Raw genomic sequence first — 18,154 nt, forward strand, 5'->3', positions numbered from 1 at the left:
ATGGGGGCAGCCATGAGGACTGAGCGGCCTCAGGCCACCGCGTCGAACAGCTCCGCCAGCGCACGTTCCACGCGCTCGGTGCTGCCCGATTCGTCCAGCGGGTCGCGCCGCAGGCGGTGGCGCAGCGCGGCCGGGGCCACGCGGCGGAGGTGGCTGACGCCGGCGACGTCGTCGCCTTCGAGCGCGGCCAGCGCGCGGGCGCCTCGGGTGAGCGTGAGTTCACCGCGCAGGCCGTCGGTGCCCAGGGCCATCGCCAGGCGGGCGGCGGCCTCCAGCGTGGCGTCGGGCACGGCGGTGGTGGCGATGCGCTCGCGCGCCGCCGCGACGCGGCGGCGCACCTTGGCATCCTCCTTCTTCCAGTGCTCGGCGAAGCCGATCGGGTCGCGCTCATAGGCGTCGCGGCGCTTGACCACCTCCACCCGCGAAGCCACGTCCATCGGCGTGCGCACCTCCACCGACAGGCCGAAGCGGTCGAGCAGCTGAGGCCGCAGCTCGCCCTCTTCCGGGTTGCCGCTGCCCACCAGCACGAAGCGCGCGGGATGGCGCACGCTCAGGCCCTCGCGCTCCACCACGTTCTCGCCGGAGGCGGCAACGTCGATCAGCAGGTCGACCAGGTGGTCTTCCAGCAGGTTCACCTCGTCGATGTACAGGAAGCCGCGGTGGGCGCGGGCCAGCAGGCCGGGCTCGAAGGCACGCACGCCCAGGGTCAGGGCCTTTTCCAGATCGAGCGCACCCACCACGCGGTCCTCGGTGGCGCCCAGCGGCAGGTCGACGACCGGCACCGGCACCTTCTGCGTGCGTGGCGCGGTGCGCAACGCGCGGCAGTCGTCGCAGCCGCCGTGCAGCGCCAGCGTGGCCGGATCGCAGCCGTAGCGGCAACCGGCCACCACCGTCATCGGCGGCAGCAGCGCGGCCAGCGACCGCACGGCCGTGCTCTTGCCGGTGCCGCGGTCGCCGAACACCAGCACGCCGCCGATGGCGGGTTCCACCGCCGCGACCAGGATGGCGAGCCTCATCTCCTCCTGGCCGACGATGGCGGAAAAAGGGAATGCCATGGCGCTTGGCTCAGCCAGCCTTCTTGACCCAGGCCGAGCACCAGGCCTTGTTCAGCACCTGCTTGCCCTGGAACAAGGTGCAAGGCGCCTTCTCGGCGGTGGCCGCGCCCTGGTACAGCTGGCAATTGCCGCAATGCTGGTCGTTGGTGTGCTTGGGGAACTTGGCCTTGTCGACCTTGGTGGTGTCGACCACATAACCCAGCGCGGCGGCCTGCGGGTCCTTGGGGTCCAGCGTGGGCGCACCCTGGGCGCTGGCGGTGTGCGCTGCCAGCAGCGCGGAGCCGGCCAGCGGCACGATGGTGATGAAGCGGCGACGGGTGGTCATGGGAAGTCCTCTTTGGCGGTTGGCTACAGGAGTCCGGGGGGCGCGGCGCGCGGCCCCGGTGGTACGGCGGAAGGATCGGGGGCGGCGGCAGAGGGTGGCGCAGCCGGGCGCCGCCGCCAGCGCCTGTGCAGGTCGAAGGCGTGGGCGATGCCGGCCGCGGCCAGCCAGGACGCCAGCCCCCCTCCGGTGCTGCCGGACGCTGCTTCACGCACCGCCAGCACCAGGCACAGCCCGGCAAGCAGGCTGCCCGCCACGTCGGCAAACGGCACGCCGCGCCGGTGGGGCCGCGCCAGCCACCACAGCACCGCGGCTTCCAGCAGCAGCACGCCCAGCACCAGGTCGGTCAGCCAGGCCATGTGCATCGCCTTCAGCGGCTCAGGCGAACGGCGGATTCAGCCGCACGATCGTCAGGTTGAGCACGGCCGCGAAGCTCACCCAGGCCAGGTAGGGCGCCAGCAGCCAGCCGGCCAGGCGGTCGCGCCGGCCGGCCACGCGGATCAGCCAGGCGATGGACAACCACAGCAGCACCACCTCGAAGGCCGCCCAGTCGGGCCGGCGCATGGCGAAGAAGAGCACGCTCCACAGCACGTTGGCGATGCCGTTGGCACCGAAGGCCGTCAGCAGCGCACCGCGCCCGGGCTGCTGTACCGGCGCGCGCCAGGCCCGCACGGCGGCCACCACGCCCAGCGCATAGATCGTGGTCCACACCGGGCCGAAGAGCCAGTCGGGCGGCTGCCACGCGGGCTTGGCCAGGCCGCGGTACCAGGGCCCGATGTCGGTGGACAGGCCACCGAGCACCGACAGCGCCACCGCGCCCAGCACCGCCACCGAAAGAGGTTTCCACAGCGGCCGTCCCGTCATACGCGCGCCAACCCGAGCAGGTGGGCCACGTCCTTGAAGAAGATGCGCACATGCGCCAGCGGGCGCGCGCGGACCAGTCGTTTGTTCATGTAGGCGTCGAAGGTGAGTTGCTGGACATCCCGGTCGCGGCACATGCTGACGAAGCGCTCGCGGCGCCTGTCGCTGGCGTACCAGAACCGCTGCATGATGCCCAACACCCAGAACACCCGGCCGTGCTCGCGCAGGAAGGCCTTGCGGGCACTGGCCAGCGCCTGGCCGTCGCCCGTCTTCAGGCACAGCGCCACCGCGCTGGCGGCAAAGCGGCCGCCCAACATCGCGTAGTAGATGCCCTCGCCCGAGGCCGGCGCCACCACGCCCGCCGCATCGCCGGCCAGCACCACGTGACGGCCGTCGTCCCAGCGCGGCAGCGGCTTCATCGGGATGGGGGCGCCTTCGCGGCGCAGCGTCTGCGCGCCGTCGAGCTGCGCCGACTGGCGCAGCCGCTGCACCGCGCCGCGCAGCGAGAAGCCCTTGTCGGCACTGCCGGTGCCGATGCTCACGGTGTCGCCGTGCGGGAACACCCAGCCGTAGAAGTCGGGCGACAGCCGGCCGTCGTAATGCACCTCGCAGCGGCTGCCGCGGAAGCCCGCGGGCGTCGGCTGCGGCGTGCGCACGATCTCGTGGTACGCGAACACGCAGCGGCCCTTGGCGGCGCCCGGCACCGCCTGCCGCGCCACCGCGGAACGTGCGCCGTCGGCCCCGATGACGGTGCGGGTGCGAACCTGGTGCAGGCCCTGACCATCGCGGTAGGCCAGCAGCGTCATGCCGTCGGCGGTGGGCTGCAGCGTCTCGAAGCTGCCGGTGCGGCGCACCGCGCCATGCGCCTGGGCGCGCTGGCGCAGCCATTCGTCGAACACCTCGCGGTCCACCATGCCGACGAAGCCGCCTTCGATGGGGATGTCCACCTGCCGGCCAGCCGGCGACACCATGCGCGCCGCGGTGGCCCGGGCCACCAGCAGATGCTCGGGGATGTCGAAGTCGGCGATCAGCCGCGGCGGAATGGCACCGCCACAGGGCTTGATGCGGCCCGCCCGGTCCAGCAGCAGCACGCGGTGGCCGGCACGGGCCAGGTCGTCGGCGGCAGTGGCCCCCGCCGGCCCGCCGCCCACCACCACTGCGTCGTAGTACAGGTCGCTCAGCATCATGTGGACACCTGCATCGGTGAAGGCAGCGCGCGGGCGCTGCCAGCGGCGGGCAGCGGCCGCCAGGCCAGCCAGCCCGCCAGGAGGAACAGCAGCGCCTCGCAGCCGAACACCGCTGCGTAGGCCGTGCCGGGCGAAGCCAGCAGCGCCTGCGCCAGGTCGCTGGCGCCGGTGCCCACCAGGCCGCCGAGCGCAAAGGCCAGGGCCTGCGCCGCGCCCCACAGGCCGATGCGCACGCCTTCGCTGCCCGGCCGGCCCTCGCCGGCCAGCCGCATCATCGAGCCGATGGCAGCGATGGAGAACACGCCGTTGGCCGCGCCCAGCAGGAACACGTTGGCCTCCAGCGGGTGGCCGCCAGGCCGTGCCGACAGCCCGGCCAGCACCAGCCCGCCCAGCGCCAGGCCGGAGGCGATGCAGCCGCCCGCCGTCCAGCCCGCCAGCGAGCCGAACTGCCGGCCGCGCCAGCGGCTGCCGGCCGCCGCCGCCAGCAGCATGCCCACCAGCACGCCGCCATGCTGCACGCCCGACAGCTGCGTTGAGCGACCGGGCGTGAAGCCGAACACCGTGCCGGCGAACGGCTCCAGGATCAGGTCCTGCGCGCTGAAGGCCAGCATCGACACGAAGATGAAGACGGTGAAGCGCCGTGCCGCCGGCTCCGCCCACACCTCGGCCAGCGAGCTGGCGAAGGCGCGCAGGCCGGCACCGGCCGGAGCGTGCGGCTGCGGGCCGGGCGCGGCGGCCGCCGCCGCGGGGGCCGGCCCTTCCAGCCCCCAGGTGGCCAGCAGTGCCACCAGCACCGCCAGCACGGCGACCACCGCAGTGACCGCCAGCAGCCGCGCGGGCGAATACGGGTCCAGGAAGTGGCCCGCGGTGCCGGCCGTGACGGCAAAGCCCAGGATCATCATCAGCCACACGGTCGTGGCCGCCGCGGCGCGGCGAGGCGCCGGCACCCGCTTGGCCAGCAGCACCAGCAGCGTGGTGCCGCAGGCCGCCACGCCCAGGCCGATCAGCACGAAGGCCGCGAACGCCAGCAGCACGCCGCCGGTGCGGTGCAGCGGCATCCAGGCCACCGCGGCCGCGGCCAGCAGCGCGCCGCTGGCCAGCACCGCCATGCCGCCGACGATCCAGGGCGTGCGGCGGCCGCCCACGTCGCTGCCCCAGCCCATGCGCGGGCGGCTGGTCTGCACCAGGTAGTGCAGCGCCACCAGCACGCCGGGCAGCAGCGCCGGCAGCGCCAGCTCCACCACCATCACGCGGTTGAGCGTGGAGGTCATCAGCACCACCAGGCCGCCCAGCGCCGCCTGCACCAGGCCCAGCCGCACCACCTGCAGCCAGCCGAAGGGCCTGTCCGCCGACGTCACGCCGCGGCCCCGGCGGCGCGCAGCGCAAACGCGCTGACCAGCATGCCCAGCACGTACAGCGGCACGCCGAAGCCGCTGTACCAGAGCGCCCGCGCCAGCGGCTGCGCGACGAAGCGCCGCATCATCAGCAGCTGCGCGGCCAGCAGCGCGGCCACGCCGGCGGCATGCGCCGGCTGGCCCCAATCGAGCAGCAGCGCAATGACGACGGCCTGCGGCGCGGCCATCACCGCGCTGGCCACCACGGCCGCGCGCCGCACGCCCAGCCGCACGGGCAGCGAGCCGATGCCCATGCGGCTGTCGCCCTCGATGGACTTGAAGTCGTTGAGCGTCATGATCCCGTGAGCGCCGGCGCTGTACAGCAGCGCCAGCCAGAGCGAGCGTGCATCCAGCCCCACGCCCGCAGCCATCACCGCCGCGCCGGTGATCCAGGCCAGGCCCTCATAACAAAGCGCGCAGGCCCCATTGCCCCACCAGCCATTGCGCTTGAGCCGCAGCGGCGGCGCGCTGTAGGCCCAGGCCAGCAGCAGCCCCACCACTGCCGCCGCCAGCCCCACCGGCCCGAGCGCCAGCGCCACCAGCAGCGACAGCAGCGTCCAGCCGATGGCGATGTACAGACCCCAGCGCCCGGGCAGGCGGCCGCTGGGAATCGGCCGCTGCGGCTCGTTGATCGCATCCACCTCGCGGTCGAACCAGTCGTTGACGGCCTGGCTGGTGGCGCACACCAGCGGACCCGCCAGCAGCACCCCCGCCGCCACCAGCGGCCAGCGGCCCTGCGGCGAGGCGCCCGAAGCCACCACGCCACAGCCGAAGGCCCACATCGGTGGGAACCATGTGATCGGCTTGAGCAGCTCGGTCACGGCCGACAGGTCAGGGCGTGTCATGCGCTGACTTTCGGTGTGACGGTCGGTTGTGTCAACTGAGATTTACACCTGCTACAGTCGCGCATTGGCGCTTTGCTGCGTGTGTGCGGTTTGCGCAGAGGCGCACGGGGGAGGCGGTGCCCGGTGGAGCGATTTCGAAGTGGCGAGGAGCACAGCGCCGAGGTCGGCGCGCGCAGCGCGCTTCGTGGGCTGATCCGCCGGCCGCAAAAGCGCGAGTTATCCCGGCGCCTTGTCCCCCGAACTCGCATTGTTCGCCGCCGCCTGGTCGCTGCCCACGCCGCCCAGGTCGCCCAGGCCGTAGCGGCGCAGCTTCACGTACAGGCTCTGGCGCGACAGGCCCAGCATCTCGGCGGCGGAGGCGCGGTTGTCGCGCGTGAGCTCCAGCGCGGCTTCGATGCACAGCTTCTCGATCAGGTCCACCGTCTCGCCCACGATGTCCTTCAGCGGCACGCGGCCCACCAGCTCGGCCAGCTGGCCGGCCGAGCGCGGCAGCTCGCGGTGCGTACGGGCTTCAGGCGCCAGGCGCCGGCCCACGTCGCGGATGGTGAAGCCCAGGCAGGGCGGCTCGCCCTGCGGCACCGAGACGGCCGAGATCTCCACCTGCGTGGTGGCCCCGTAGGCACCGCGCAGGGTGGTGGGAAACAGCCGCACCACGCCGTGCTGCCGCAGCGAGCCCAGCAGCACGTTCAGGTCGACGCCGGTGCGGCCCATCCAGCGGTCCAGCGACTGGCCCTGCAGCCGCTCGCCGGCAGGCAGCTGCACCATCTCGGCAAAGGCGGTGTTGGCGGTGAGCACCCGGCCCTGAGGATCGGTCACCACGAAGGCGTCGGGCACGCTGTCCACCGCGCGCAGCAGCGCGGCCTCGGCCGGCGCGGCCACCGGGGCGGCGCCCTCGGCGGCGGTGGGCAGCAGCCGCACCAGCACCAGCGAGGCACCGTCCTGGCGGAACAGCGTGGCCGACATCTGCAGCGCCGGCCCGCCCTCGGCGGCCTGCACGCGGATCTCGTCGCCGCGGCCGGTGGCCCGCACGCTGGCGAACAGGTCCGCCGCGGCCTGGCGGCTGGCCGGGGCCAGCGCATCGGCAAACGGGCGGCCGCCGATGCGGCGCGGGCCATCGCCCAGCAGCCGCGCGGCTGCCGGATTGATCTCCACCACCGCATGGCTGCTGCCGTCCAGCACCACCACCGGCTCGGAGATCGTCTCGAACAGCAGCCGGTAGCGGGCCTCGGCCTGCCGCAGGCGCAGGTAGTCGCGCTCCATGGCCTGCTGCGCATCCACCAGCCGCTGCTGCAGGGTGCTGACGGTGCGCAGGTCGCGGCCCACGGCCACCACCCGGCCCTGGTCGCCGAACTGCACCGCCGAATACATCACCGGAACGCCGGCCGTGCCCGCCGCCGGGTGGTTCACCTGGCGCCACGGGGTGTGGCCGCTGCGCATGCTGGCCGCATCGCGCAGCATGGCCAGCACCTTGGGCCGGCTTTCCACCGTCACGGTCTCCAGCCAGTGGCGGCCCACCCATTCAGCGCTGCCTTCGTACACCAGCTCGTCATTGCCGATGGACACGTCGCGGATGACGCCCTGGCCGTCGATCACCAGCGCCACGTCCGCCGCGGCGGAGATCAGCGCGGCGGTGGAACGTGCGTCGATGTCCGCCAGCAACTGCTCGGGAGCGTCGAAAGGGGTCACGTTCGGCACGCCTGCGAGGTTCATGAGGCCTTGTTCGATCGGCGCTGGAAGGCGCGCGGGTGGGTGGATGGATTCAGGGGACGGCCGCCGCGCGGGCGGCCATCAGACGTTCGGCTTCGGCGACGGCGGCGCGGGCATCGGACGCCATGGCGTCAGCGCCCACCTTCACCGCGAAGTCGTCCAGCAGGTTGACAACCGGTCCACCCACCATCACGACCACCGCCGGATTCAAGGACGCCCGGCGCAGCGCGAGGATAGCCGATGCGACGCCGTCGGCATGGCACTCGCTGCCGACCGACAGGCCAATGATGTCGTACCAGCCACTGGACAGTGCCTGTGTCAGCTCCGGCAGACCCGCACCCGGATCGGCCCACACGTCCCAGCCGGCCCGGCGGAAGAACTCCACCACCATCAGCAGGCCGAAGTTGTGCTGCGAACCCGGTGCCGGCGCCAGCAGGGCGCGCCAGGAACTGCGCCGCCGCGGCTCGGTGCGCTGGAAGGCGCTGCTGTATTCATTGACCAGCTGCTGCAGCCGCCACAGGCCCACCGTCACCTCGGTGAAGTCGCACAGGTCGGCCTCCCACAGCGCACCCAGGCGCTGCGCGGTGGGCGCCAGCAGGTCCAGGTACAGGGCCTCGATCTCGATGCCCTCGGCACGGCGTGCGCGCATGTACTCGGCAGCGGAGCCGGGCCGGCGGCCCAGCACGATGTCGGTCAGCGTGGCCACCTCGGCGGGCCCGGTGTGCGGCAGCGGCCGGCTCTCGTGGGAGGCACCGCTGTCGTGGTGGCAATGCGCCAGCAGCAGGCGCGGAATGATCTGCGTCTCGATCGTGCGCAGCAGCGAGGCGGCGCGGTCCATCGGGCTCAGGGTGTCGGGGGCCGGCTGCTCGGCCGCACCCCATGGCAGCGCCGAGCTCACGCCCTCCTGGGCGGCCGCGGGCGGCGCACCGAACAGGTTCCTTGTATACGTCTGCACCACGTGTCTCCTCGTGGGTCGAGCGCGTCGGGTCTCGGAAGGAAGCAGCTGCTTCTGAGGTGGACCTGTTGGTGCCCGGTGGTTGACTGTCTTGTGTGTCGTGTTGGTAAGCAAGAGCAGGGTCCGCGCGAACTGTCAGCGGGAACGCCCATTGCCGTCAAGCATTTCTCAATTTGTATCCCCATGGCTGGCAGCGTAGTGTCAGACCCGTAGAACGTCAATCTGGATTGACACTCGGCAGGCGGCGCCCTAGTCTTCGCCGCATGGCCACTGCAATCCCTTCCGCCGCCGCCCCGCTCTACACGCCCGAACAACGCTGGCGGCGTGACCGCAGCGCCTGGACCCTGGTGCAGGGGCTGCTGGCCCCGCTGCAGTTCCTGGTGTTCCTGGTGAGCCTGGGCTTGGTGCTGCGCTTCCTGGCCACCGGCCAGGGCGAGCAGGTGGCCACGGTGTCGGTGGTGCTGAAGACGCTGCTGCTCTACGCCATCATGGTCACCGGCTGCCTGTGGGAAAAGGCGGTGTTCGGGCAGTACCTGTTCGCACCCGCCTTCTACTGGGAAGACGTGTTCAGCATGCTGGTGCTGGCGCTGCACACCGCCTACCTGCTGGCGCTGGGCTTCGGCTGGCTGGGCAGCCAGGGCCTGATGGGGCTGGCGCTGGCGGCGTACGCCAGCTATGCCATCAATGCCACGCAGTTCCTGCTCAAGCTGCGCGCGGCGCGGCTGCAGCAGCAGGCCGAGGGCGTGCGGTCGGCCGGGCATCCGGCGGCCCAGGCGGCGGGGCGGCCATGATTCCCATCGCCACGGCGATGGCCGACACCGGCTGCAGCACCGCACCGGTGCTGCGTGAACGCGGCCAGCGCGAGGTGTTCTGCGGCCTCACCGGCATCATCTGGCTGCACCGCAAGATCCAGGACGCCTTCTTCCTGGTGGTGGGCTCGCGCACCTGCGCGCACCTGGTGCAGTCGGCCGCAGGCGTGATGATCTTCGCCGAGCCGCGCTTCGCCACCGCCATCATCGACGACCGCGACCTGGCCGGCCTGGCCGACGCCAACGACGAGCTGGACCGCGTGGTGACGCGGCTGCTGCAGCGCCGGCCCGACATCAAGCTGCTGTTCCTGGTGGGCTCCTGCCCTTCGGAGGTGATCAAGCTCGACCTGTCGCGCGCCGCGCAGCGGCTGGGCCAGCGCTTCATGCCGCAGGTGCGGGTGCTCAACTACTCGGGCAGCGGCATCGAGACCACCTTCACCCAGGGCGAAGACGCCTGCCTGGCCGCGCTGGTGCCCACGCTGGAGGCCACCGCGCAGCCCGGCCTGCTGGTGGTGGGCGCGCTGGCCGACGTGGTGGAAGAGCAGTTCAAGCGCCTGTTCGCGGCGCTGGGCATCGGGCCGGTGCAGTTTCTGCCCGCACGGCGCGCGGGGGCGATGCCCTCGGTCGGGCCGCAGACGCGCTACCTGCTGGCCCAGCCCTTCCTGGCCGATACCGCCCGGGCGCTGGAAGAACGCGGCGCCACGCGCATCGCCGCGCCGTTTCCGCTGGGGGTGGAAGGCACGACGGCCTGGCTGCAGGCCGCCGCGTCGGCCTTCGGCGTGAGCGCGGCGCGCTTTGCGCAGGCCACCGGCCCGGCCATCGAGCGCGCGCAGCATGCGCTGGCGACGCACCGCGCACGGCTGGCCGGCCGGCGCATCTTCTTCTTCCCCGATTCGCAGCTGGAGGTGCCGCTGGCGCGCTTCCTGTCGCGCGAGCTGGGCATGCAGCTCACCGAGGTGGGCTCGCCCTTCCTGCACCGCGCGCACCTGGCGGAGGAACTGGCGCTGCTGCCCGCCGGCACCGTGCTGTCCGAAGGGCAGGACGTCGAACGCCAGCTGGACCGCTGCCGCGCCGCCCGTCCCGACCTGGTGGTGTGCGGCCTGGGCCTGGCCAATCCGCTGGAGGCCGAAGGCTTTGCCACCAAGTGGTCGATCGAGCTGGTGTTCACGCCCATCCAGGGTTACGAGCAGGCCGCCGACCTGGCCGGCCTGTTCGCCCGCCCTTTGCTCCGCCGCGCGCTGCTGGCCGCGGCCTGAACGCATCCCGGGCCGCACCATGCAACTCACGCTCTGGACCTACGAAGGCCCGCCCCATGTGGGCGCGATGCGGGTCGCCACCGCCATGCGCGGCGTGCACTACGTGCTGCATGCGCCGCAGGGCGACACCTATGCCGACCTGCTGTTCACGATGATCGAACGCTCTCCGCGGCGGCCGCCAGTCACCTATACAACTTTCCAGGCCCGCGACCTGGGCGGCGACACCGCCGCACTGTTCCAGCAGGCGGCGCGCGATGCCTATGCGCGCTTCCAGCCGCAGGCGATGCTGGTGGGGGCTTCGTGCACCGCCGAGCTGATCCAGGACGACCCCGGCGGCCTGGCGCAGGCGATGGCGCTGCCGATCCCGGTGATCCCGCTGGAGCTGCCTTCGTACCAGCGCAAGGAGAACTACGGCGCCAGCGAGACCTTCTACCAGCTGGTGCGCGGGCTGGCCCGCAAGCCGGCCGAAGGCGCGCCCCGCAGCGGCTGCAACCTCCTCGGGCCCACCGCGCTGGGCTTCCGCCACCGCGACGACGTGCGCGAGATCACCGGCCTGCTGCAGCGCATGGGCATCCCGGTGAACGTGACCGCGCCGCAGGACGCCACGCCCGCCGACCTGGCCCGGCTGGGCGAAGCCGCCTTCAACGTGGTGCTGTACCCCGAGGTGGCACAGCAGGCCGCGGGCTGGCTGCAGCGGCAGTTCGGCCAGGCCTTCACCAGGACCATCCCGATCGGCGCGCAGGCCACGCAGGCCTTCATCGACGAAGTGGCCGCGCTGGCCGGCATCGAGGTGCCGGTGGCCGTGCGGGAAGAGGCTTCGCGCGCGCCCTGGTATTCGCGTTCGGTCGATTCCACCTACCTCACCGGCAAGCGGGTGTTCGTGTTCGGCGATGCCACGCATGCGGTGGCCGCGGCCCGGGTGGCCGCCACCGAGATGGGCTTCGAGGTGGTCGGCCTGGGCAGCTACAGCCGCGAGTTCGCACGCGAGGTGCGCGAGGCCGCGGCGCTGCATGGCGTGGCCCCGCTCATCACCGACGACTACCTGGACGTGGAAGCCGCCGTGGCCGCCGCCCAGCCCGACCTGGTGCTGGGCACGCAGATGGAGCGCCACATCGCCAAGCGGCTGGGCATCCCCTGCGCGGTGATCTCGGCGCCGGTGCATGTGCAGGACTTTCCGGCGCGCTACTCGCCGCAGATGGGCTTCGAGGGTGCGAACGTGCTGTTCGACACCTGGGTGCATCCGCTGATGATGGGCCTGGAGGAACACCTGCTGGGCATGTTCCGCGGCGACTTCGAATTCCATGAGGACGCGCCCGCCTCGCACCTGGGCCATGCCGCCGCGCCGCCGCCAGTGCTGCCGCAACAAGACGCGCAGCAGCAGCCGCAGGACGCGGCCGCCACCTGGGCGCCCGAGGCCGAGAAGGAGCTGCACCGCGTGCCTTTCTTCGTGCGCGGCAAGGCCCGCCGCAACACCGAGCGTTATGCCGTCGACCGCGGGCTGATGACCATCACCGTCGAGACGCTGTACGAGGCCAAGGCGCATTTCAGCCGCTGACCGGACGACACCAAGGACACCCGATGACCGAAACCACCACCCTGCCCTTCCCGACGCTGAAGACCTCGCGCCGGCCCGACGGCGAGGGCAGCCTGCAGGTGCAGCTCGATCCGTCGGTGTCCATCGGCACCGCCAAGGTGTTCGCGGTGTACGGCAAGGGCGGCATCGGCAAGAGCACCACCTCCTCCAACCTGTCGGTGGCCTTCAGCAAGCTGGGCAAGCGGGTGCTGCAGATCGGCTGCGACCCCAAGCACGACAGCACCTTCACCCTCACCAAGAAGCTGATGCCCACGGTGATCGACGTGCTGGAGTCGGTGGACTTCCACCCCGAGGAATTGCGCGTCGAGGACTTCGTCTACCCCGGCTACAGCGGCGTGATGTGCGTGGAGGCCGGCGGCCCGCCCGCGGGCACCGGCTGCGGCGGCTACGTGGTGGGCCAGACGGTCAAGCTGCTGAAGGAGCACCACCTGCTGGAAGAGACCGACGTGGTCATCTTCGACGTGCTGGGCGACGTGGTGTGCGGCGGCTTCGCCGCGCCGTTGCAGCATGCCGACCGTGCGCTGATCGTCACCGCCAACGACTTCGACAGCATCTTCGCGATGAACCGCATCGTGCAGGCCATCGGCGCCAAGGCGAAGAACTACAAGGTGCGGCTGGGCGGCGTGATCGCCAACCGCAGCGCGGCCACCGACCAGATCGACAAGTTCAACGAGCGCATCGGGCTGAAGACGATGGCGGTGTTTCCGGACCTGGACGTGATCCGCCGCAGCCGGCTGAAGAAGGCCACGCTGTTCGAGATGGAGGACAGCCCCGAGCTGGCCGCGGTGCAGGCCGAGTACCTGCGCCTGGCCGCCGCGCTGTGGCTGGGCACCGAGCCGCTGGAATGCACGCCGATGAAGGACCGCGACATCTTCGACCTGCTGGGCTTCGACTGAGAGCGCCTCTGACCATGAGCACCGACACCTACACCCAGCGCCGCGGCCGCATCGAGCACTACTTCGACCGCACCGCGGCCGAGGCCTGGGCGCGCCTGACCTCCGACGCCCCGGTGGGCCGCATCCGCGCGACGGTGCGCGCCGGCCGCGACCGCATGCGCGCGCTGTTGCTGGATTGGCTGCCCGGCGACCTGCACGGGCTGCGACTGCTGGACGCCGGCTGCGGCACCGGCGCGCTGGCCATGGCCGCGGCCGAGCGCGGCGCCGACGTGACGGCCATCGACCTCTCGCCCACGCTGGTGGCGCTGGCGCAGGAGCGCGTGCCGGCCGCGCTGCACGGCCGCATCCACTTCCGCTCGGGCGACATGCTCAGCCCTTCGCTGGGCCGCTTCGACCATGTGGTGCTGATGGACTCGCTGATCCACTACACCGCGCCGCAGGCGGTGGAAGCGCTGCAGCGGCTGGCGCCGCGCGTGCGCGGCTCGATGCTGTTCACCTATGCGCCCAGCAGCCCGGCGCTGGCCGCGATGCATGCGCTGGGCCGCCTCTTCCCGCGCGGCGACCGGGCCCCGGCCATCGAGCCGGTGCGCGGCGAGAAGCTGCATCGGTTGCTCAGGCAAGTGCCGGCACTGCAAGGTTGGCAGACCGACCGCACCCAGCGCATCGCCAGCGGCTTCTACACCTCGCAGGCGCTGGAGCTGCGGCGATGAAGAGGATCGCGAATGCGTGGCTGCACGTCAGCCCGCGCTTCCTGCCCTTCGCGGACGCGGCTTCGCCCGACCTGCCGCTGCGGCGGCTGCTGCGCCTGGCGCTGTTCCAGGTGTCGGTGGGCATGGCCAGCGCGCTGATGGTGGGCACGCTCAACCGCGTGATGATCGTGGAACTGCAGGTGGCGGCCTGGCTGGTGTCCAGCATGGTGGCGCTGCCGCTGCTGCTGGCGCCGTGGCGCGCGCTGGTGGGCTTCAAGTCCGACACGCACTGGAGCGCGCTCGGCTGGCGCCGCGTGCCCTACCTGTGGTTCGGCTCGCTGATGCAGTTCGGCGGCCTGGCCATCATGCCCTTCGCGCTGCTGGTGCTGTCGTCCGACGCGGCCGACCTGCACGGCCCGGCCTGGGTGGGCACCGCCGCCGCCGCGCTGGCCTTCGTGCTGGTGGGCGCCGGCCTGCAGACCACGCAGACCGCCGGCCTGGCCCTGGCCACCGACCTGGCGCCCGAGGCCACCCGCCCGCGCGTGGTGGCGCTGATGTACGTGATGCTGCTGGTGGGCATGCTGGTGGGCAGCCTGGCCTTCGGCGCGCTGCTGCGCGACTTCAGCCATGTGCGGCTGGTGCAGGTGGTGCAGGGCGCGGCGCTGATGACCATGCTGCTCAACATCGTCGCGCTGTGGAAGCAGGAGCCGCGTGGCGCACGGCGGCCCGCGCCAGCCGCACCGCCCTCGTTCCGCCAGGCCTGGCGTTCCTTCGCCGGCCAGCCGGCGGTGCGCCGCTTCCTGGTGGCGGTGGGCCTGGGCACCGCGGCCTTCAACATGCAGGACATCGTGCTGGAGCCTTACGGCGGCGCGGTGATGCACCTCGGCGTGGGCGCCACCAGCCTGCTCACCGCGGTGCTGGCCACGGGCGCGCTGCTGGCCTTCGGGCTGGCGGCTCGCTGGCTGCAGCGCGGCGCCGATGCCTACCGGCTGGCCGCCATGGGCGCGCTGGCCGGCGTGGTGGCCTTTGCCGCGGTGATCTTCGCCGCGCCGCTCGAATCGCCGCTGCTGTTCCGCGCCGGCGTGCTGCTGATCGGCTTCGGCGGCGGCCTGTTCGGCGTGGGCACGCTCATCGCGGCGATGGCGCTCTCGGCCGGCCACAACGGCCTGGCGCTGGGCGCCTGGGGCGCGGTGCAGGCCACCGCCGGCGGCCTGGCCATCGGCCTGGGCGGGGCGCTGCGCGACGGCATCTCGGCCCTGGCTGCGCAGGGTGCGCTGGGTCCCGCGCTCACCGGGCCGGCCATCGGCTACAGCTTCGTCTACCACCTCGAGATCGCCTTGCTGTTCGCCACGCTGGCGGCCATCGGGCCGCTGGTCAAGGCCGTGCGCCCGGGCCCGCCCGCGGCCGCGCCGCGTCCCTTCGGCCTGGCCGAGTTCCCGGGCTGACGCTTTCCTCTTCACGCAGGAGACACCTCATGCAAACCGGCGCCATCACGCAGTACATCGACGTGGCCCAGCTCACGCTCTACGGCTTCTGGATCTTCTTCGCGGGCCTCGTCTACTACCTGCACCAGGAGAACAAGCGCGAGGGTTATCCGCTGGAGTCCGACCGCTCCGGCGGCCGCATCGACGTGCAGGGCTACCCGCCCATTCCCCGCCCCAAGACCTACCACCTGCGCGACGGCCGCACGGTGACGGTGCCCACCCGCGCGCTGCCGGTGGCGCCCGAGCGGGCCCGGCTGACCGGCCGCTTCCTGGGCGCGCCCATCGAGCCCGAAGGCGACCCGATGACCGCGGGCGTCGGCCCCGGCGCCTGGGCCGAGCGGCCCGACATCGTCGACACCACCGCCGACCTGCAGCCCCGCCTGCTGCCGCTGCGCGCGCTGCCCGCCCTGACCATCGACCCGCAGGACCCCGACCCGCGCGGCCTGCCGGTGATCGGCGCCGACGGCGCGGTGGGCGGCGAGGTGCTGGACCTGTGGGTGGACCAGGCCGAGATGCTGTTCCGCTACCTGGAGCTGCAGGTGCCGGGTGCTGCCAGCTCCGTGCTGCTGCCGATGAACTTCGCCCGCGTGAAGGCCAACCGGGTGGAGGTGCGCTCCATCCTGGGCGCGCAGTTCGCGGGGGTGCCGCTGCTGCGCCATCCCGACCGCATCACCATGCTGGAAGAGGAGAAGGTGATGGCCTATTACGGCGCCGGCACCTTGTACGCCACGCCGCGCCGTGCGGAGCCGCTGCTGTGACCACGCTGCGTGCCCGCGTGGCGGCACCCACCGCACCGGCCCCGCGCCGCGCGGCGGGCGCGCTGCCCGCCACGCTGCAGCCCGCCGCCGAACATGAGTTCGAGGCCGCGCCCGGCCTGCCCGAGCCGCTGCCCGCCGACGAACGGCTGCTGTGGCAGGGCAGCCCGCACTGGCCCACGCTGGCCCGCGAGGCCTTCCACCTGCGCAAGACCGGCCTGTACTTCGGCCTGCTGCTGGCCTGGCGCCTGGCCGAGCTGCTGGCCGCGGCCACGCCGACGCTGTCACTGCTGAAGCTGATGGCGCCACCGGTGCTGCTGGCCGGCCTGGGCCTGGGCGTGGTGGCGTTGATGGCCTGGCTGAGCGCGCGCAGCACCGTCTACACCCTCACCAGCCGGCGGGTGGTGATGCGCGTGGGCATCGTGCTCACCGTCACCTTCAACCTGCCGCATGCCCGCATCGCGGCCGCCGGCCTGCGCCGCGGCCGCCGCGGCCACGGCGACATCGCGCTGCAGCTGGCCGGCACCGACCGCATCGCCTGGCTGCACCTGTGGCCGCATGTGCGGCCGTGGCAGCTGCGCCGCGCGCAGCCGATGCTGCGGGCGCTGCCGCGGGTGGCCGAGGTGGCTGCGCTGCTGGTGCAGGCGCAGCAGGCGCTGGCCGTCGACGCCCCGGCCCAGCCGAAACCACGGCCGACGCTGCCGGAGCAGGCCGCACCCGCGGCGCAGCCGGGCGCATTCGGGCAACTTGTCTAGGCAACTGCGATGAGCCTGCCCGCCGGCCCGCACCATGAAGCCACGCCGCGGCTGCCGCTGGCCGCGCTCGGCGTGCTGGTGCTGGTCACGCTGATCGGCGTGGCCGCGGTGCGCCTGACCGGCATGGGCGGCAGCGCCGACCTGCCCGCACCCGCGCTGCAGGCGCGCAGCCTGCATTTCGACGACCTGCCCGGCGGCGGCATCGCCGTGCGGGATGCCGACACCGGCCAGCTGATCGACACCGTGGCGCCCGGCACCAACGGCTTCCTGCGCAGCGCGGTGCGCGGCCTGGTGCGCGACCGCAAGCGCCAGCAGATCGGCCCGCAGCCGCCCTTCCGGCTGGTGGCCCGCAACGACGGCCGGCTGACGCTGGAAGACCCCAGCACCGGCCGTCGCATCGACCTCGAAGCCTTCGGGCCAACCAACGCCGGCGTGTTCGTGCGCCTGCTGCCGGCCCCGCCCCGCACGACGCCCTGAGCGCAGGAGAACCGACCATGATGGACACCGCCCTCCACAGCCCCGAGCAGGCCATCGAGCGCGCCCGCGCCTCCAGCATGCTGAGCCCGCGCTTCTACACCACCGACTTCGCGGCGATGGACAAGCTGGACGTGAGCCCGCTGCGCGCCGAGTGGGACGCGATGCTGGCGGAGTACGAAGGCGACAACAACCACGACCATTTCCAGCGCAATGCGCAGTTCATCGAGGAGGTGGCCGCCCTCACGCCCACCTGGACGCCGGAGCTGCGCGCCGAGTTCCTCGACTTCCTGGTGTCCTCGCTCACCTCGGAGTTCTCCGGCTGCGTGCTCTACAACGAGATTTTCAAGCGCAGCACCAACCCCGACATCAAGCAGCTGATGCGCTACATGGCGCGCGACGAATCGCGGCATGCGGGCTTCATCAACTCGGCACTGAAGGACTACGGCCTGGGCGTGGACCTGGGCAGCCTGAAGCGCACCAAGGCCTACACCTACTTCAAGCCCAAGTACATCTTCTACGCCACCTACCTGTCGGAGAAGATCGGCTACGCGCGCTACATCACCATCTACCGCCAGCTCGAGCGGCACCCGGAGCTGCGCTTCCATCCGATCTTTCGCTGGTTCGAGCGCTGGTGCAACGACGAATTCCGGCATGGCGAATCCTTCGCGCTGCTGCTGCGCGCCCACCCGCACCTGCTGCGCGGCGGCAACCTGCTGTGGGTGCGCTTCTTCCTGCTGGCGGTGTACGCCACGATGTACGTGCGCGACCACGCGCGGCCCGCGCTCAAGCAGGCGATGGGGCTGGACCCGACGGCCTATGACCTCACCGTCTTCCGCATCACCACCGAGATCAGCAAGCAGGTGTTCCCGATCTCGCTGGACGTGGAGCGCCCGGCCTTCCTGCGCGGGCTGGACCGGCTGTGCGCGCTGCAGGCCCGGATGGACGCGGCCAAGGCCCGCGGCGGGCTGGTGGGCAAGCTGCAGCAGGCGGGCTGCGCGGCGCAGGCGGCATTCACCTTCGCGCGGCTGTACCTGCAGCCGGTCCAGCGCCATGCGCTGCCGGCGCAGGTGCGCGTGGCGCCGGCCTGGTAACGCGCATTCGCAGCGCTGGGCA

The 18,154-nt window shown here is 72.3% G+C and carries 19 protein-coding genes; 10 read left to right on the forward strand and 9 right to left on the reverse strand.

Going from position 1 to position 18,154, the window contains the following annotated elements; translation table 11 throughout:
* Positions 1 to 29 precede the first annotated feature (29 nt).
* The 9 genes from bchI to VO99_RS21420 all read right to left on the reverse strand — a co-directional run bounded on the left by bchI (position 30) and on the right by VO99_RS21420 (position 8,326).
* Positions 30 to 1,055 carry a magnesium chelatase ATPase subunit I gene (gene bchI, locus VO99_RS21380; RefSeq protein ID WP_046114953.1) on the reverse strand — a complete coding sequence of 342 codons (1,026 nt, stop codon included), beginning with the start codon at positions 1,053 to 1,055 and terminating at the stop codon, positions 30 to 32.
* A gap of 10 nt (positions 1,056 to 1,065) precedes the next feature.
* Entirely contained in the window at positions 1,066 to 1,380 is a 315-nt protein-coding gene (locus tag VO99_RS21385) for a high-potential iron-sulfur protein (protein WP_046114954.1), read from the reverse strand.
* A gap of 23 nt (positions 1,381 to 1,403) precedes the next feature.
* On the reverse strand, positions 1,404 to 1,736 hold the full coding sequence (locus VO99_RS21390; protein ID WP_198157009.1) for a hypothetical protein: 333 nt from the start codon (positions 1,734 to 1,736) through the stop codon (positions 1,404 to 1,406).
* Positions 1,737 to 1,755: 19 nt separating this feature from the next.
* Positions 1,756 to 2,241, reverse strand: coding sequence for a TspO/MBR family protein (locus VO99_RS21395; protein WP_046114955.1), 486 nt, complete (start codon positions 2,239 to 2,241; stop codon positions 1,756 to 1,758).
* Complete coding sequence (locus VO99_RS21400) at positions 2,238 to 3,425, reverse strand: geranylgeranyl diphosphate reductase (protein WP_046114956.1); 1,188 nt, start codon at positions 3,423 to 3,425, stop codon at positions 2,238 to 2,240. Before VO99_RS21400 ends, VO99_RS21395 begins: the two co-directional genes overlap by 4 nt.
* A complete protein-coding gene (locus tag VO99_RS21405) occupies positions 3,422 to 4,783 on the reverse strand; it encodes a BCD family MFS transporter (protein WP_046114957.1) in 1,362 nt (453 codons plus the stop codon). Before VO99_RS21405 ends, VO99_RS21400 begins: the two co-directional genes overlap by 4 nt.
* Positions 4,780 to 5,664 (reverse strand): chlorophyll synthase ChlG, encoded by an 885-nt coding sequence (gene chlG, locus VO99_RS21410; RefSeq protein ID WP_046114958.1) that lies wholly within the window; start codon positions 5,662 to 5,664, stop codon positions 4,780 to 4,782. The genes VO99_RS21405 and chlG overlap by 4 nt, the downstream gene beginning before the upstream one ends.
* A gap of 216 nt (positions 5,665 to 5,880) precedes the next feature.
* Positions 5,881 to 7,350: a transcriptional regulator PpsR gene (gene ppsR / locus VO99_RS21415; RefSeq protein WP_232315449.1), complete on the reverse strand. Its 1,470-nt coding sequence runs from the start codon at positions 7,348 to 7,350 to the stop codon at positions 5,881 to 5,883.
* 73 nt (positions 7,351 to 7,423) lie between these two features.
* Positions 7,424 to 8,326, reverse strand: a complete 903-nt coding sequence (locus VO99_RS21420; RefSeq protein ID WP_157039691.1) for a cobalamin B12-binding domain-containing protein — start codon at positions 8,324 to 8,326, stop codon at positions 7,424 to 7,426.
* 263 nt (positions 8,327 to 8,589) lie between these two features.
* Between VO99_RS21420 and bchF the strand changes: the two genes are divergently transcribed.
* The 10 genes from bchF to acsF are packed head-to-tail and all read left to right on the forward strand — an operon-like array spanning position 8,590 to position 18,132.
* Positions 8,590 to 9,117: a 2-vinyl bacteriochlorophyllide hydratase gene (gene bchF / locus VO99_RS21425; RefSeq protein ID WP_046114960.1), complete on the forward strand. Its 528-nt coding sequence runs from the start codon at positions 8,590 to 8,592 to the stop codon at positions 9,115 to 9,117.
* Entirely contained in the window at positions 9,114 to 10,391 is a 1,278-nt protein-coding gene (locus VO99_RS21430; RefSeq protein WP_046114961.1) for a ferredoxin:protochlorophyllide reductase (ATP-dependent) subunit N, read from the forward strand. Before bchF ends, VO99_RS21430 begins: the two co-directional genes overlap by 4 nt.
* Before the next feature lie 19 nt (positions 10,392 to 10,410).
* The gene (bchB, locus tag VO99_RS21435; RefSeq protein WP_046114962.1) at positions 10,411 to 11,946 is read left to right on the forward strand and encodes a ferredoxin:protochlorophyllide reductase (ATP-dependent) subunit B; all 1,536 of its coding nucleotides are present in this window, start codon (positions 10,411 to 10,413) and stop codon (positions 11,944 to 11,946) included.
* Between the two features lie 23 nt (positions 11,947 to 11,969).
* Positions 11,970 to 12,881, forward strand: coding sequence for a ferredoxin:protochlorophyllide reductase (ATP-dependent) iron-sulfur ATP-binding protein (gene bchL / locus VO99_RS21440; protein ID WP_046114963.1), 912 nt, complete (start codon positions 11,970 to 11,972; stop codon positions 12,879 to 12,881).
* A 14-nt stretch (positions 12,882 to 12,895) separates the two neighbouring features.
* On the forward strand, positions 12,896 to 13,591 hold the full coding sequence (gene bchM, locus VO99_RS21445; RefSeq protein WP_046114964.1) for a magnesium protoporphyrin IX methyltransferase: 696 nt from the start codon (positions 12,896 to 12,898) through the stop codon (positions 13,589 to 13,591).
* Positions 13,588 to 15,015, forward strand: a complete 1,428-nt coding sequence (locus VO99_RS21450) for an MFS transporter (protein WP_046114965.1) — start codon at positions 13,588 to 13,590, stop codon at positions 15,013 to 15,015. Before bchM ends, VO99_RS21450 begins: the two co-directional genes overlap by 4 nt.
* 29 nt (positions 15,016 to 15,044) lie before the next feature.
* Positions 15,045 to 15,812 carry a photosynthetic reaction center subunit H gene (gene puhA, locus VO99_RS21455; protein ID WP_046114966.1) on the forward strand — a complete coding sequence of 256 codons (768 nt, stop codon included), beginning with the start codon at positions 15,045 to 15,047 and terminating at the stop codon, positions 15,810 to 15,812.
* Positions 15,809 to 16,564 carry a photosynthetic complex putative assembly protein PuhB gene (puhB, locus tag VO99_RS21460; protein WP_232315452.1) on the forward strand — a complete coding sequence of 252 codons (756 nt, stop codon included), beginning with the start codon at positions 15,809 to 15,811 and terminating at the stop codon, positions 16,562 to 16,564. Before puhA ends, puhB begins: the two co-directional genes overlap by 4 nt.
* Positions 16,565 to 16,573: 9 nt before the next feature.
* Positions 16,574 to 17,041: a photosynthetic complex assembly protein PuhC gene (puhC, locus tag VO99_RS21465; RefSeq protein ID WP_046114967.1), complete on the forward strand. Its 468-nt coding sequence runs from the start codon at positions 16,574 to 16,576 to the stop codon at positions 17,039 to 17,041.
* A gap of 17 nt (positions 17,042 to 17,058) precedes the next feature.
* Positions 17,059 to 18,132, forward strand: coding sequence for a magnesium-protoporphyrin IX monomethyl ester (oxidative) cyclase (gene acsF / locus VO99_RS21470; RefSeq protein WP_046114968.1), 1,074 nt, complete (start codon positions 17,059 to 17,061; stop codon positions 18,130 to 18,132).
* Positions 18,133 to 18,154 lie beyond the last annotated feature (22 nt).

This window comes from Aquincola tertiaricarbonis, from assembly GCF_000969605.1.
Classification (GTDB): Bacteria; Pseudomonadota; Gammaproteobacteria; order Burkholderiales; family Burkholderiaceae_C; genus Aquincola; species Aquincola tertiaricarbonis.